This is a genomic window from Streptomyces sp. CB02009 (genome assembly GCF_001905825.1).
Lineage (GTDB): Bacteria > Actinomycetota > Actinomycetes > Streptomycetales > Streptomycetaceae > Streptomyces.
In genome coordinates this window covers 652815-665809 of record NZ_LIVV01000004.1, presented here as the reverse complement: position 1 = coordinate 665809, position 12995 = coordinate 652815, and the positions used below count along the sequence as shown (strand labels likewise).

Annotated in this window: 13 protein-coding genes, 1 tRNA gene and 1 riboswitch; of the genes, 4 read left to right on the top strand and 10 right to left on the bottom strand. The window is 74.1% G+C overall.

All coding sequences use genetic code 11. The features are described from left to right. Window positions 1-129: 129 nt before the first annotated feature. The 3 genes from AMK27_RS19410 to AMK27_RS19400 all read left to right on the top strand — a co-directional run bounded on the left by AMK27_RS19410 (window position 130) and on the right by AMK27_RS19400 (window position 2331). On the top strand, window positions 130-1458 hold the full coding sequence (locus tag AMK27_RS19410; RefSeq protein WP_073909350.1) for a PrsW family intramembrane metalloprotease: 1329 nt from the start codon (window positions 130-132) through the stop codon (window positions 1456-1458). Between the two features lie 138 nt (window positions 1459-1596). Further along, the gene (locus tag AMK27_RS19405) at window positions 1597-1812 is read left to right on the top strand and encodes a hypothetical protein (RefSeq protein WP_073909345.1); all 216 of its coding nucleotides are present in this window, start codon (window positions 1597-1599) and stop codon (window positions 1810-1812) included. A 30-nt stretch (window positions 1813-1842) separates the two neighbouring features. After that, window positions 1843-2331 carry a hypothetical protein gene (locus tag AMK27_RS19400; protein WP_073909341.1) on the top strand — a complete coding sequence of 163 codons (489 nt, stop codon included), beginning with the start codon at window positions 1843-1845 and terminating at the stop codon, window positions 2329-2331. A gap of 211 nt (window positions 2332-2542) precedes the next feature. On the opposite strand, the gene AMK27_RS19395 is transcribed toward AMK27_RS19400, so the two are convergent. The 8 genes from AMK27_RS19395 to AMK27_RS19360 all read right to left on the bottom strand — a co-directional run bounded on the left by AMK27_RS19395 (window position 2543) and on the right by AMK27_RS19360 (window position 9648). Next, window positions 2543-3691: a M23 family metallopeptidase gene (locus tag AMK27_RS19395; RefSeq protein WP_073909336.1), complete on the bottom strand. Its 1149-nt coding sequence runs from the start codon at window positions 3689-3691 to the stop codon at window positions 2543-2545. Window positions 3692-3702: 11 nt separating this feature from the next. Then, window positions 3703-3849, bottom strand: a riboswitch (cyclic di-AMP (ydaO/yuaA leader). A gap of 201 nt (window positions 3850-4050) precedes the next feature. After that, a complete protein-coding gene (locus AMK27_RS19390; RefSeq protein WP_073909331.1) occupies window positions 4051-5280 on the bottom strand; it encodes a PP2C family protein-serine/threonine phosphatase in 1230 nt (409 codons plus the stop codon). A 120-nt stretch (window positions 5281-5400) separates the two neighbouring features. Next, window positions 5401-6624: an MFS transporter gene (locus AMK27_RS19385; protein WP_073909326.1), complete on the bottom strand. Its 1224-nt coding sequence runs from the start codon at window positions 6622-6624 to the stop codon at window positions 5401-5403. After that, window positions 6621-7661 carry a PLP-dependent cysteine synthase family protein gene (locus AMK27_RS19380; RefSeq protein ID WP_079188508.1) on the bottom strand — a complete coding sequence of 347 codons (1041 nt, stop codon included), beginning with the start codon at window positions 7659-7661 and terminating at the stop codon, window positions 6621-6623. Before AMK27_RS19380 ends, AMK27_RS19385 begins: the two co-directional genes overlap by 4 nt. A 64-nt stretch (window positions 7662-7725) precedes the next feature. Further along, window positions 7726-8106, bottom strand: coding sequence for a hypothetical protein (locus tag AMK27_RS19375; protein ID WP_143204867.1), 381 nt, complete (start codon window positions 8104-8106; stop codon window positions 7726-7728). A 74-nt stretch (window positions 8107-8180) separates the two neighbouring features. Continuing rightward, window positions 8181-8921 carry a MerR family transcriptional regulator gene (locus tag AMK27_RS19370; protein ID WP_073909315.1) on the bottom strand — a complete coding sequence of 247 codons (741 nt, stop codon included), beginning with the start codon at window positions 8919-8921 and terminating at the stop codon, window positions 8181-8183. 105 nt (window positions 8922-9026) lie between these two features. Continuing rightward, window positions 9027-9100 (bottom strand) — tRNA-Met (locus tag AMK27_RS19365). Window positions 9101-9153: 53 nt separating this feature from the next. After that, on the bottom strand, window positions 9154-9648 hold the full coding sequence (locus AMK27_RS19360) for a rhodanese-like domain-containing protein (protein ID WP_073909263.1): 495 nt from the start codon (window positions 9646-9648) through the stop codon (window positions 9154-9156). Window positions 9649-9847: 199 nt separating this feature from the next. Between AMK27_RS19360 and sigJ the strand changes: the two genes are divergently transcribed. Then, entirely contained in the window at window positions 9848-10801 is a 954-nt protein-coding gene (gene sigJ, locus AMK27_RS19355; RefSeq protein ID WP_073909259.1) for an RNA polymerase sigma factor SigJ, read from the top strand. A 110-nt stretch (window positions 10802-10911) separates the two neighbouring features. Here sigJ and AMK27_RS19350 read toward each other — a convergent pair whose 3' ends face one another. Both AMK27_RS19350 and AMK27_RS19345 read right to left on the bottom strand, forming a co-directional pair. Beyond that, window positions 10912-11523 (bottom strand): phosphatase PAP2 family protein, encoded by a 612-nt coding sequence (locus tag AMK27_RS19350; protein WP_073909254.1) that lies wholly within the window; start codon window positions 11521-11523, stop codon window positions 10912-10914. Then, on the bottom strand, window positions 11520-12914 hold the full coding sequence (locus AMK27_RS19345; RefSeq protein ID WP_198955906.1) for a diacylglycerol/lipid kinase family protein: 1395 nt from the start codon (window positions 12912-12914) through the stop codon (window positions 11520-11522). Before AMK27_RS19345 ends, AMK27_RS19350 begins: the two co-directional genes overlap by 4 nt. Between the last annotated feature and the right edge of the window lie 81 nt (window positions 12915-12995).

Sequence of the window (12995 nt, the reverse complement as noted above, 5' to 3'; positions counted from 1 at the left end):
CATCGGAAGCGCCCGTCCCAAGCGACCCGCCCCAAGCCCCCGGGCGCGGCGGCCGGGCGAGGCGATCGGGGCATCGCCGGCGGCTTAACCCTTTCCCGGCTGTCGGTCGGGGTCGTTAGGGTCGCTCACGTGTCCTACCCCGCCCCCACCGAAGCCGGTGCCGCTCCCGTCCCCCACCGGGACACCGAGGAGCCGGCCTTCCCCGCCGCCGCCGACCGGTCCCAGTGGCGCTACCGGCCCCGCCGGGACTTCTGGCGCAGCAGGCTGGTCCGGGCCGTCGCCCTGGTCACCGTGCTCGCGATCTGCGCGCTGTTCATCCTCGGGCTGGTCCGCGAGCAGACCGGCACCGAGGGCTTCCTCGTCGGCCTGGGCCTCGCCGTCCTGCCCGTACCGCTGCTGATGGCGGCGTTCCGGTGGCTCGACCGGGTCGAGCCGGGTCCCTGGAAGAACCAGCTCTTCGCGTTCGCCTGGGGCGCCTTCGCCGCCGCGCTCGTCGCGATCCTGGCGAACTCCTTCGCGGTCCGCTGGATCGCGACGGCCACCGCCGATCCCGCCTCGGCGGACAACCTCGGCGCGACCGTCGTCGCGCCGGTGGTGGAGGAGACCGCGAAGGCCGCCGCGATCCTGCTGCTCTTCCTCTTCCGCAGGAAGCACTTCGGCGGGCTCGTCGACGGGGTCGTCGTCGCCGGGTTCACCGCGACCGGCTTCGCCTTCACCGAGAACATCCTCTACCTCGGCAACGCCTTCGGCGAGGACCAGGAGTTCGGCTCCACCGGCCTCGGCTCGGTGACCGCGGCGACGTTCTTCGTCCGGGTCGTCATGTCGCCGTTCGCGCATCCGCTGTTCACCGTGCTCACCGGCCTGGGCTTCGGCTTCGCCGCCCTCGCGCCGCGCGGCAGGCGCCTGCGCCGGGTGCTGCTGCCGCTCGCCGGGCTGCTGCTCGCGATGGGCCTGCACGCCGCCTGGAACGGCTCGGCCACCTTCGGCGGCCCCCTGACCTTCTTCGTGGTGTACGCGGCGCTCATGGTCCCGGCCTTCGGCCTGCTGACCTGGCTGGCGGTCTGGAGCCGGCAGCGCGAGCTGCGCACGATATCCGGCGAGCTCCCGGCGTACGCGGCGGCCGGCTGGCTCTCCCCCACCGAGCCGCTCGCGCTCTCCTCGATGCGCGCCCGCCGGCTGGCCCGCGCCTTCGCCGCCCGGACGTACGGGCAGCCGGCGGCGCGGGCGGTCGGCGAGTACGAGTCCTTCGCGACGACCCTGGCGTTCCTGCGGGACCGGGCCCGGCGCGGCACGGCCGGACCCGACTTCCCGGCCCGGGAGCAGGAGTTGCTGCACCACCTGTGGCAGCGCAGGTCGGTCGCCTCCCCCGCCCTCACGTACGCGGCGCGGGCGACGGGCCAGGTCTGGGCGCCGCCGCAGTACCTGGACTACGACGGCTTCAACCCGTACCGCAGCTAACCGTCCCCTCCGGATCGCGCCCGACCCGTGCCGCTCGGCACGAACGCCCCCCAACAGCCGCCGCGAACTGCCGGTGGCGGTCTCCCGCGCCTCCTAGCGTGCCGGTACACCTTTCGTACCCATCCAGGAGGTTGCAGCATGAAGTACACCAGTCGCCCCGCCGTCGGCGGAACCGCCGCCGCGCTCGCGGCCGCCGCTCTCGTCCTCGGCGGAGCGGGTGCCGCGTCCGCGCAGCCCTCGTCCGGGCCCGGGCAGATCACCTCGGCCCAGCTGGGGGCGCACCTGGCCAAGGCGGTCGACCAGGAGCGCACGGCAGCGGCCTGCACCCCGGCCTGCGCCGGCCAGATCGTGTAGCGGTCCCCCACGACGGACGAGGAGGTGGAGATGAGCACCGCGGACCGTTCCGGGGAGAGCACGACATGGTGCCCGAGCGGCAAGGCCGACGCACCGGAGTCGGTCGTCCTGGGCGTGCGGTCGGGGCAGGACGGCGAGGTCGTGTACCTCGCCGACCCCGTGCCGGCCCGTGACGTCCTGCCGGTCGTCCCGAAGGACGTCGAGCCGACCCGGGTCCTGCGCTTCGCTTCGCACTGCGTCAGCAACTGTCTGCACCGCAGGGGCAATGACTGCGGTCTGGTGCAGCGGGTGGCCGCGACGCCGGCGGACGAGCGGCGGAGCGTGCCGCGGTGTCATCTGCGCCCCCACTGCAAGTGGTGGGTCCAGGTCGGTGTGGACGGCTGCCGCCGCTGCCCGGCCCTGGCGACCACCGTCGTCGAGGGCGACGACCTGGGTGCGCTGGTCGCCGACCCCGGCACCACCCGGGAGCAACTGGACGCCTGGATCGCGGAGGCCGGGGCCGGGGCTCCCGCGCGGTAGGGCGGACGCGGCGGAGGCGGCAGCCGTGGCGGACGCGGAGGCCGGGGCGGCCACACCCGCGCGGAACCCGAGCCCGGGACGGACAACACCCGCGCGGACGCGGAGGCCCGGCACAGACACGCCCGCACAAACACGCCCGCGCGGACGCGACGGCCGGGGCCGGGGCGTCCGCGCGGGCGGACCGGGTCGCCCTCGGGGCGACCCGGGTGGATCAGAGGCTGAGGCCCTTGGAGCGCAGCCACTCCGCCGGGTCCAGGCCGGAGCCGCCGGGCGTGTGCACCTCCATGTGGAGGTGGGCGCCGGTGACGTTGCCGGTGGCGCCGACGCGGCCGATCGTCTCGCCGGTGCCCACGGTCTGGCCCGCGGAGACCGTCATGGAGGACATGTGGGCGTACCAGATCTCGGTGCCGTCCGAGAGCTCCAGGACGACACGGTAGCCGTACGAGCCGGACCAGCCGGCCGACTTGACGGTGCCGCCGTGGACCGCCTTGAGCGGGGTGCCGGTGGGCGCGGCGAAGTCGAGGCCGGTGTGGTAGCCGGAGGACCACATCGAGCCGGACTGCATGTAGGTGGCGCTGAGGCTGTACGAGGAGAGCGGCAGCGTGTAGCTCGCGGCCAGCTTGGCGAGGCGCTCGGCCTCGGCAGCCGCCTCGGCCTTCGCCTTGGCCTCGGCTTCCGCCTTCGCCTTGGCCTCCGCCTCGGCCTTGGCCTTCGCCTCCGCGGCCGCCTTCTCCGCCGCGTCCGCCTTGGCCGCGGCCTCCGACGCGGCCTTCTCGGCCGCCGCCTTCTCCGCCGCGGCCTTCTCGGCGGCGTCGGCGGAGGCCTGCTGCTGCTCGGCCTGCTGGAGGATGCGGGCGCGCAGGGCCTCGCCCGCGTCACCGGCGCCGGGCGCGGCCTTCGTGGCCGGGCCGTCCTGGGTGGTCAGGCCGGCCTGCTGCATGCGCGGGGCCCCGGCGCCCTGCTCGTCGTCGAGGGTGGCGTACGTGGCGACGGTGAGCGGGTTCGGGTTGGCGCGGGCCGCGCTGACCGTCTCCTGGGTCTCCTCGGGAAGGAGGTCGCCGACACCGGGGAGGTCGTGGGCGTCCGGCAGGTTGAGGTCGGGGAGGTCCGGGAGCGATATGGCCACCGGGGGCTTCTCCTGCGCGGTGGCGAGGCCGCCCGCGCCGACGGCCGCGATCACACCGACGCCGAGGACGGTGGAGGAGCGGGCGAAGTTGGAGCGCTGCTTGACGACCCGGTGGCGACCGCCGGAGCGGAGGGATCCCTCGGTGGGGTTCCACTCGGTGTCCGGGGCGGCAGGACCCGCACCACCACCGAAGGCATCGAAGGGGGCTTCGGGTGCGGGAGTGTTGGACGCCACGAAGGCGCGCTCCTTTCCTTCCTTCTCGCCTACCGGGTTAGCTGACGGGTTCGGAGCAGGAAGGTCTCCTACGGGCGCGGTCGCACGAGTGCGAAGGGCCCGATTCACCCCAAGTAGTGGTTCCCCGGTTCCTTTTCAGGATTCGGCGCGTGCGCACGGTGCCGCCTCTTGCGACGGCTGGGACGACCGCGCTGCGTTATCGAACGTTAATAGACACGGGGTCCCGATTCCAAGCCGTTCCTCTTGATCATTCATTGAATTGAGAGGGAATGGTCCGAGTTGACCCCCCTTCAGCAGGGGATGCCCAAACCCTCGCGATCTGACGTTATGTCAATTGTTATCGCAGTGACACCTTGCGACTACGGCCGGTGACCGGGCCGTCCGCCGGGGGATCCGGAGCCGCCCGGCGGCACCACCGGCATCGTCCGGCGCCGCTCCGGCTGCCCCGTCGCCGGACGGCTCACCGCGAGCAGCGCCATGTCGTCGGTCGACCCCCCGCCGGTGTGCAGCCGTACGTCGTCCACGAGCGCGTCGAGCAGCTCCTCGGGCCCGGGGAAGATCCGCCCGGCGAGCCGTTCGCCCGGGTCGTAGAAGACGCCCTCGGCGTTCCGCGCCTCCGAGAGGCCGTCGGTGTAGAGGAGCAGCGTCGCGCCCGGCGGGTACGGCCGCGCCTCGGCCCGGTCCGGCCACGCCGCCAGATCGCCCATGCCGAGCGGCAGCGCAGGCTCGCCGGGCTCCCACGTGTCCAGGCGCCCGTCCGCGTACAGCATCAGCGGCGGCGGGTGCCCGCGGTTGACGACCCGTACGAAACCGTCGAAGGTGCCGCTCCCGTCACTGCGCGGGATCTCGGCGAGGACGGCCGTGGTGAAGCCCTCGAAGGCGTCGAGCCCGTGCCGGCGGGTGCCCTCCCGGGCGAGGGCCCGTTCCAGCCGCTGCGCCACGCCTTCCAGGGTCCGCTCCTGCTCGGCGGCCTCCCGGAACGCCCCGATGACGACGGCGACGGCCTCGACCGCGTCCATGCCCTTGCCCCGGACGTCGCCGACCACGAGCCGGACCCCCCAGGGGGTGTCCTGGACGGCGAACAGGTCGCCGCCGATGAACGCGTCCGCCTGCGCCGCCTCGTACCGCGCCGCGCACTGCAGCCCCCCGATCCGCTCGGCGGGCGTCGGCAGCACCGCCTTCTGCGCGGTCTCCGCGATGACCCGCGCCGAGGCGAGCCGCTCGCCGCTGCGCAGCACGACCCGGTTGATGAGCAGGGCGAGCGCGGAGACCGTGAGCACGGTCAGGAACTCGGTGAGCGAGGAGGCCTCGGCCGCGGTGCCGTTGTAGAGGTGCAGCCCGACGGAGGCGAGGACGGCCGCGATCCCGGTGAGCAGCGTCGTGAGGGTGGAGAAGAACGGGGCCGCGATCAGCGGGGCGGCCGAGAACATCGGCGCCGCGCTGTACTGGGGCGGTGTCAGGACGTCGAAGAGGACACCGCCCACGATGATCAGCGGCGGGAGCGCCCGGATGAACCTCCGGGCGCTCCCGTACGGGCGGCGGCCCTCGCCGGCCCGCCGCTCGCCGATCGCTCCTGGGGGGTGCCCCACCTGTGCTCTCCTGCCCGGTCCGTACCCGGCCGCGGCCCGTACCGCGCCCTCCCACAGTGGCCGCCGCCGCCCGGGGCGGCGACTCCCACGGGGCCGACTGGCGTACGGACCGGGGGAGGCTCAGTCCGCCGTGGCCGCTCCCTCCGCCAGCCGACCGCCCCGCGCCAGGAGGGCCATCGCCGCCGCGCACCCCAGCCCCACCGCGCACAGCGCGAGCCACGGCACCGCCGACCAGCCGGTCACGTCGAGCAGCGCGCCCGTCCCCAGGTTCCCGAGGGTGATGCCGATCCCGCACACCGTGTTGTAGAGCCCGTAGTGGGTGGCCACCCAGCGCCCCCGGGACAGGGCGACGACGGTGTCCATCTCGTACGGGTAGAGCACCGCGTTCGCGACGGCCAGCACCGCCGCGCACAGCAGCAGCCCCGCCAGGCCCCGGCCGAGCGCCGCCGGGAGCAGGAACGCCCCGCCCATCAGGGCGAGCCCGAGGACCAGGCACCGCTCCCGGCTCAGCCGCCGCTTGCACCAGGCGGTGATCCGCAGCTGCCCGGCGAGCGCGACCAGCGCGGAGACCACGAAGAGCGCCGTCGTGGGGCCCGTGCCGCCGGCGGCGAGCGGCAGCGCCAGATAGACCTGGAACGACAGCACGTACGAGCCGGTCATCGCGAGCGAGAAGAGCCAGAAGGTGCGGTGGGAGAGCACCGTGCGGAACTGCCCGCGCCCCTCCCCGGCCCGCTCCCGCCGCTCGCCCCGCGCGGGCATGTACCGCAGTTGGACGAGGGTCAGCCCGGCGAACAGCAGCGCCGCCACCGCGCACGTCAGCCGGAACGACACCCCCGTCAGGGCCACGCCCACGAGCGGCCCGAGCAGGATGCCCGCCTGGTAGTACACGTGGAACAGCGCGAAGGCCTCGACCCGGCGCTCCTCCCCCGCCTCCGCCGCGAGACAGGCCCGTACGGCGGGGTTGAACAGCGCCCCCGCGAGCCCGGTCGCGAGCGAGGCGGCGATCAGCATCGGCAGCGACTGCGCGAACGCGAGCGCTCCGAAGCCGACCGTCCGCAGGGCGCAGCCCGCCACGATGAGCGGCTTGAAGCCGAGCCGGTCGGCCAGTGCCCCGCCGACGAGGAACATGCCCTGCTGGGAGAGGTTCCGGGCGCCGAGCACGAGCCCGACCGCCCAGGCCGCCATGCCGAGCCCGTCCGCGAGGTGCGCGGCCAGGTAGGGCATGAGCATGTAGAAGCCGAGGTTGATGGTGAGCTGGTTGAGGAAGAGCAGCCGGACGGCCGGTTCGAAGGTGCGGCTCTGCTTCCAGACGCCGCCCTCGGGCGGCGCCGCCGTCGTGGTCAACGCGCCGACCCCGTCCGGTCCATGACCCTGCGGGTCCAGCCGCTGACCGTGTCGGCGGAGGCGTATCCGGCGGGATCCTCCCGTACGGGCCCGTCGAGGAGGCCGTGGGCGGCGCAGAACTCGTCGTTGAAGACGGTGTCGAAATACCGCTGCGGTCCGTCGGGGAAGACGGCCGCGATCCGCGTCCCGCGCGGCCGGGTGCGGGCCAGCCAGCCGGCGACCAGCGCGACCGCGCCGACGCTCCAGCCGCCCGTGGCGAACTGGCGCGAGGCCAGGCGGCGGGCCGCCCGTACCGCCTCGGCGGGGCCCACCCAGTGGATCTCGTCGAAGGCGCCGTGGTCCACGTTGCCCGGGTGGATGGAGGAGCCGAGGCCGCGCATCAGCCGCTCCCCGGCCGGCAGGCCGAAGACGGTGGAGCCGACGGAGTCCACGCCGACGAGTTCGAGCGCGGGGCTGCTGGTGGCGCGCAGGGCCCGGGAGATCCCGGCCGAGTGGCCGCCGGTGCCGACCGCGCAGACGAGGACGTCGATCCGGTCGAGCTGCCCGGACAGCTCGGCGGCGAGCCCGGCGTACGCGGCGGGGTTGTCGGGGTTGCCGTACTGGTCGGGCCACCAGGCCCCGTCGAGGCCGGCGAGCAGCTCGGCGACCCGGTCCATCCGGGCCTGCTGCCAGCCGCCCCGGGGGCTCGGCTCCCGTACGACATGGACCCGGGCGCCGTGCGCGGCGAGCATCCGCTCGACCATCGGTTCGAGGCCGGGGTCGGTGACGACGTGCACGGGATGGCCGTGCAGGACCCCGGCGAGGGCGAGGCCGAGGCCGAGGGTCCCGGAGGTCGACTCGACGATCGGGGCGCCGGGCCGCAGCTCACCGCGTCGGCGGGCCTGCTCGACCATGTACAGGGCGGCGCGGTCCTTGATGCCGCCGAAGTTGAATCCTTCGAGCTTGGCCCAGTACCCGTCGTCCGTACGGAGGACGGGGGTGTTGCCGACGGTCTGCTCGGCGACGGGCAGCAGGCTGCCGGACAGCAGGTTGTTCACGGGTGGGGCGTCCTTGGGGTGAGTACGCGGAAGGGGGCCTGGTCACGCGAGGGCGGGACCCGGCTCAGTTCCGGTCCACTCCGAGGGCGATCAGCAGCCGGCCCGGCTCGGGGCCGGGTCCCGCCCTGCCCCGGACGCAGCGCGCGCGGGGGTCGGTGCGGAGGTCGGCCGCGTACGGCAGGAGTACGGCTCCGCCGGCGTCCGGCGCGGCGAGGGGCGCGGCGGCGGTCTGCGCGGGGAGGTGGACGTCGAAGGACCATGCCTCTCCGGACCGGTCGCAGCCGTGCGGCAGCGCGGGGGCCGAGACGACGGCCGCGGAGCCGGAGGGCGGCAGCACGTGCCCGTGCGAGCCGTGGCAGACGCTGACGAGGAGGGCGAGGAGCGCGAGCAGGACGAGCACGGCGGGCGCCCGCCGGCATACGTCACTCACACGCTCGTCACTCATGGTGCGCGCGACACTACGGCGAGGCAGTGCGGGCGCACAAAGGGACTGGCCGGGTTCCGGCCATCGTTCACCTGCTAGAGGTTCCGCTCCGCGTAGATCTCCAGCGCGTCCCTGACGAGGACCGCGGTGCCCTCGCCGTGCTGGTCGTAGTTCGCGGTGAAGCGCGGGTCGTCGACGTACATGCGGCCGAGACCGATCACGTACTCCTTGCTCGGGGTCGTGGTGGCGGACAGCCACGCGACCTGGCGCCGCGCGATCTCCTGCACCGCGTCGCTGCCGGCGGCGAGACCGTCCCTGAGCGCCTGCGCGAAGTCGCGGGCGATGCCGGCCTGCTCCGCCATGAACGCCTTCTTCTGGGCGTCGGTGAGCGAGCGCCACCACCGGTCGCCGCTCTCGTAGGCGTCGCGGCCCCAACGCTCGGTGACCTCCTGTTCGTACACCGTGTGGTCGAAACCGTCGAACACTTCGTCGGCCATGAGTTCTTCTCCGCTCTCGGTCTTGTGGAGAGTGGTCCGCACCGACGCGATCTGCCGGCCGATGCGCTCCCGCTCCTGCTCCAGGAGCGCGAGATGGGTGCGCAGGGCGGCGGACGTGTCCCGCTGCCCCGCCAGGACCTCGGCGATCGCGGGCAACGAGAGCCCCAGCTCGCGCAGCAGCAGGATCCGCTGCAGCCGCACGAGCGCCGCCTGGTCGTAGTACCGGTAACCGTTCGCGCCGATCCGGCTCGGCTCCAGCAGCCCGCGCTCCCCGTAGTGCCGGAGGGTGCGACTGGTGGTGCCGGCCTTCTTGGCGATCTCTTGGATCGACCACTCCATGCCGAGAACGCTAGATCTTGACGTTGCGTCAAGGTCAAGCGCCGACATGCGGAAACGACGAAGGCCCGGATCCAGTGACTGGATCCGGGCCTTCGTGCTACTGAGTAGCGGGGACAGGATTTGAACCTGCGACCTCTGGGTTATGAGCCCAGCGAGCTACCGAGCTGCTCCACCCCGCGTCGGTAAACACGACTGTACGGCATGGGCGGGGCGATCCGGAAATCGATTTCCGTCAGCAGCCGCAGTCGTCCGAGTCCACCGGCGCCGTGAGCGGGTCCGCGGCCTTCTCCGCGGGCCCCTCCCAGGTCTCGTACGCGAAGCCCTCGCGCACCCAGTACTCGAAGCCGCCGAGCATCTCCTTCACCTGGAACCCCAGCTCCGCGAGGGCCAGCGCGGCGCGCGTGGCGCCGTTGCAGCCAGGGCCCCAGCAGTACGTGACGACCGGCACGGACCGGTCGAGCAGCCGCTCGGCCTGCTCGGGGATGAGCGCGGTCGGCAGGTGGACGGCGCCGGGGACGTGCCCCTGGTCCCAGGAGGCCGTCGAGCGCGAGTCGATCACCACGAAGCCCGGGTCGGTGCCGTCGGCGGCCGCGGCGGCCAGCACGGAGGCCACGTCGGAGACATCGGCGTGGAAGGCGAGGCTCGCGGAGAAGTACGCGGCAGCGGCGGCGGGAGAGGCCGGCGGGGTACGGAGCACGGCGTTGACCTGCGAAGTTGTCGTCGTCATGAGAATCAATCTACGGATGATGATCACCGCGCTGAAGGGACGATCCCCGGCGCTCCGAGCCATCGACCGGGGAATCCCGGGCGTTCACCGTGCGGCGGCGTGGATCTCACGTAGCGGAATCCCCGGGACCGCCGATGCCCCGCCGGAAGGGGAGTGACAGGCGGCGTCACATCGACGAGGTTGGGTCCGTCATGAGGACATGACGGGACGCGAACGGGGAGAGCGACGAGTGGACCAGAACCGCGACAACCGCACCGACGACAAGGACCTGCTGGCCCGCCGCTTCGAGGCCGACCGGGGACATCTGCGGGCGGTCGCGTACCGGATGCTGGGCTCGCTCAGCGAGGCCGAGGACGCCGTCCAGGAGGCCTGGTTCAAGCTCAACCGCAGCGACGTCAGCGCCGTGGGCAACCTCAGCGGCTGGCTGACCACGGTCGTCGGCCGCGTCTGCCTCGACATGCTGCGCTCGCGCGGCTCGCGCCGCGAGGACCCGCTGGAGTACTACGTCCCCGACCCGGTCGTCCGGGTCGCCGGCACCACCGACCCCGAGCACGCGGCCGAGATCACCGAATCCGTCGGCCTCGCCCTCCTGGTCGTCCTGGAGACCCTGGGCCCGGCCGAGCGGCTCGCGTTCGTCCTCCACGACATGTTCGCCGTCTCCTTCGACGAGATCGCGCGGATCGTGGACCGCACCCCGGCCGCCACCCGCCAGCTCGCCAGCCGCGCCCGCCGCCGTGTCCAGGACGCCACCCCCGCCCCCGGGCCCGACGCGCGCCGGCAGCGGGAGATCGCCGACGCCTTCCTCGCCGCCTCGCACGGCGGCGACTTCGAGGGACTGCTCGCCGTCCTCGACCCGGACGTGGTGCTCCGCGCGGACGGCGGCCGGACGCTCGCGGCCGTCTCCAAGGTCGTGCGGGGCGCCGAGGCGGTCATCGCGCAGGCCCTCACGTACGCCAGGTTCAAGCAGGCCTCGCTGCCGGTGATCGTCAACGGCGCGCCCGCGTTCCTCTCCGTCCGCGACGGACGCCCGGGCGCGCTCATGGCGTTCACGATCGCCGGGGACAGGATCGTCGAGCTGCAGATCCTCGCGGACCCGGAGCGGCTCGCCGCGCTCGACCTCTCGGAGGAGGACCTGGCCCGCGCGACGTACTGAGGGCGGCCCGTACGCGGGCCCGCGCACGCGATCGGCGGGCGTACGGAGGCGGTCGGCGTACGGACCGCCGCCGCCTCCCGTCGGCCGGGCGGGTCTCTCCCGACGCCCGGTCACTTCCCCCTGGCGGGCACCAAGGAGGCCACGGCCGTCAGGGAGACGGCGGCGCTCGCCACGCCGAGGAGCGCGCCCGCGGCGACGTCTCCCGGGTAGTGCACCCCCGTGTGGACACGTGAGTAGCCCACGGCCATCGCCAGGACGTGCAGGGGCACCGCGACCGGCGGGAAGGCGACCCCCGCGGCGGTCGCGAAGGCCACGGCCGACGCGGTGTGCCCGGAGGGGAACGACGCCGAGTCCGGCATCCGCACATGACGGGCCACCACGACCCGGGCCGCCTCGCGGTCCGGGCGCGGCCTGCGGACGAGGCGCTTGCCCAGCAGGTTGGCCGTGGCAGAGGCGACGGCCACCGCCCCGACGCCGGCCAGCGCGGCGCGCCGCGGCCGGCCGGGAACCAGGGCGAGTCCGGCCGCCACGGCGAACGAGATCTTGGAGTGGTTCGCCGCCCTCGACAGCCTGCGCAGGCCCGTGTCGAGCGTGGGCGTGGGGGTGGCGGCCACGGCGGCGTAGACCGCCCCGTCGATCGCGAGGAGGTCCCGGAAGACGGCCCGGACGGGGTTCGAGGCGGGGGCGGGAGCGGAGGTGGGGGTGGGGGTGGTGCCGGTCATGAGTCACTGCTCCTCGAGGGGGTCTGGAAGGCGAGTTCGGTGATGCGGCGCCAGTCGAGGCGCGGCTGGGGCTCGATGACGCCGGGCCGGTGGCGCGGCACGAGCACCCGCAGGGCGCGGGGCCGCAGGGTGCAGACGACGGGGGTGGGAAGGGTCAGCGCCTCACCGTCGACGGCGACGGCGATGGTGCCGGGGGTGCCGGGGGCCCGGGCCGGCGCGGGGACGAGGACCGAGGGGGGCACGGGGACGGGGGCCGCGGCCTTCCCCGTCACCTCGACCCGGGCGGCCGTCAGGACGTTCAACCCGGTCGAGTTCGTGCCCAGTACGGCCATCTCGGCGGCCTGCGCGGCCCCGTCGACCCGGACGGCGATCACCCCGAGCTCACCGCCGTCCAGGCGCGGTCTTCTGGCGGCGGCGGCACTGAACGGATCGGGCGCGGCATAGGGGTTGTTGCTGACGAGCAGGGCCTGCTGGGCGGGGAGCGACTGTCCGTCGGCGGTCGCGTCGAGGCGGTCGCCGCCACCGCCCTGGAGCAGGTCGGGGAGCACGTCGACGGCCGTGCCGGCCTTCGCGTCGCGGTACTCGGGGAGCTGGACGACATCCGCGTACACGCCGAAGGAGACGGTGTTGACGAACGCCCGCCCGGACACCGAGCCGAGGTCGACCCGGAGTTCCTCACCGTCGACGAGGGCGTCCAGGCAGGTCGCCGGGTCGGCGCGGTCGAGCCCCAGGTCGAGGGCGAAGTGGTTGCGGGTTCCGGCGGAGATGACGAGGAAGGGCAGGTCGTGCTCGGCGGCGACGGCGGCGACCAGCGCCTGGGTGCCGTCCCCGCCGGCCACCCCGAGCAGGTCGGCGCCGTCGGCGACGGCCTCCCTGGCGAGCGCGGCGACATCGGTCTCGACGGACGGATCGATGAGGACGACCCGCGCGCCCAGCTTCTCGGCCCGCTCGACGAGCCCGAAGCGGGCGACCTTGCCGCCCCCGGACTTCGGGTTCATGATCAGCACCGGTCGCTTCGGCCGCGGGCGCCGCTTCGGCCGCTGACGGGCCGGAGTTCCGTTCACGTCCCGGATGAGGCGCAGGGCGGCCCGCGCGCTGACCAGCGCCACGCTCCACGAGGCGAGGGCCCCGAGCCCGGTCAGCCAGGGGCCCCAGAGGACGTACAGGACGAGGACGGCGAGCGGCGCGGCGACGGCCAGCAGCGCGCCGGCCACCCGCAGCGGCCCGCGGTGGGCGAGGAACCACCAGATGCCGACGGCCGAACAGACCAGCCCGACGAGCGCGCCCAGGAGCACCAGCAGACCGGCGCCCCCGAGCCCGGTCAGCAGCAGCACGACCGCCGCCGCGGCGGCGCCGAGCGCCCACCGCGCCAGTGTTCTGGCCCGGCCCATCGGATCACCGGATCCGTTCACCGTCACGGTCCCCACCTCCACGCTCAGCGTCCACGAACCAGAGTCACCCACGGTGCTGCT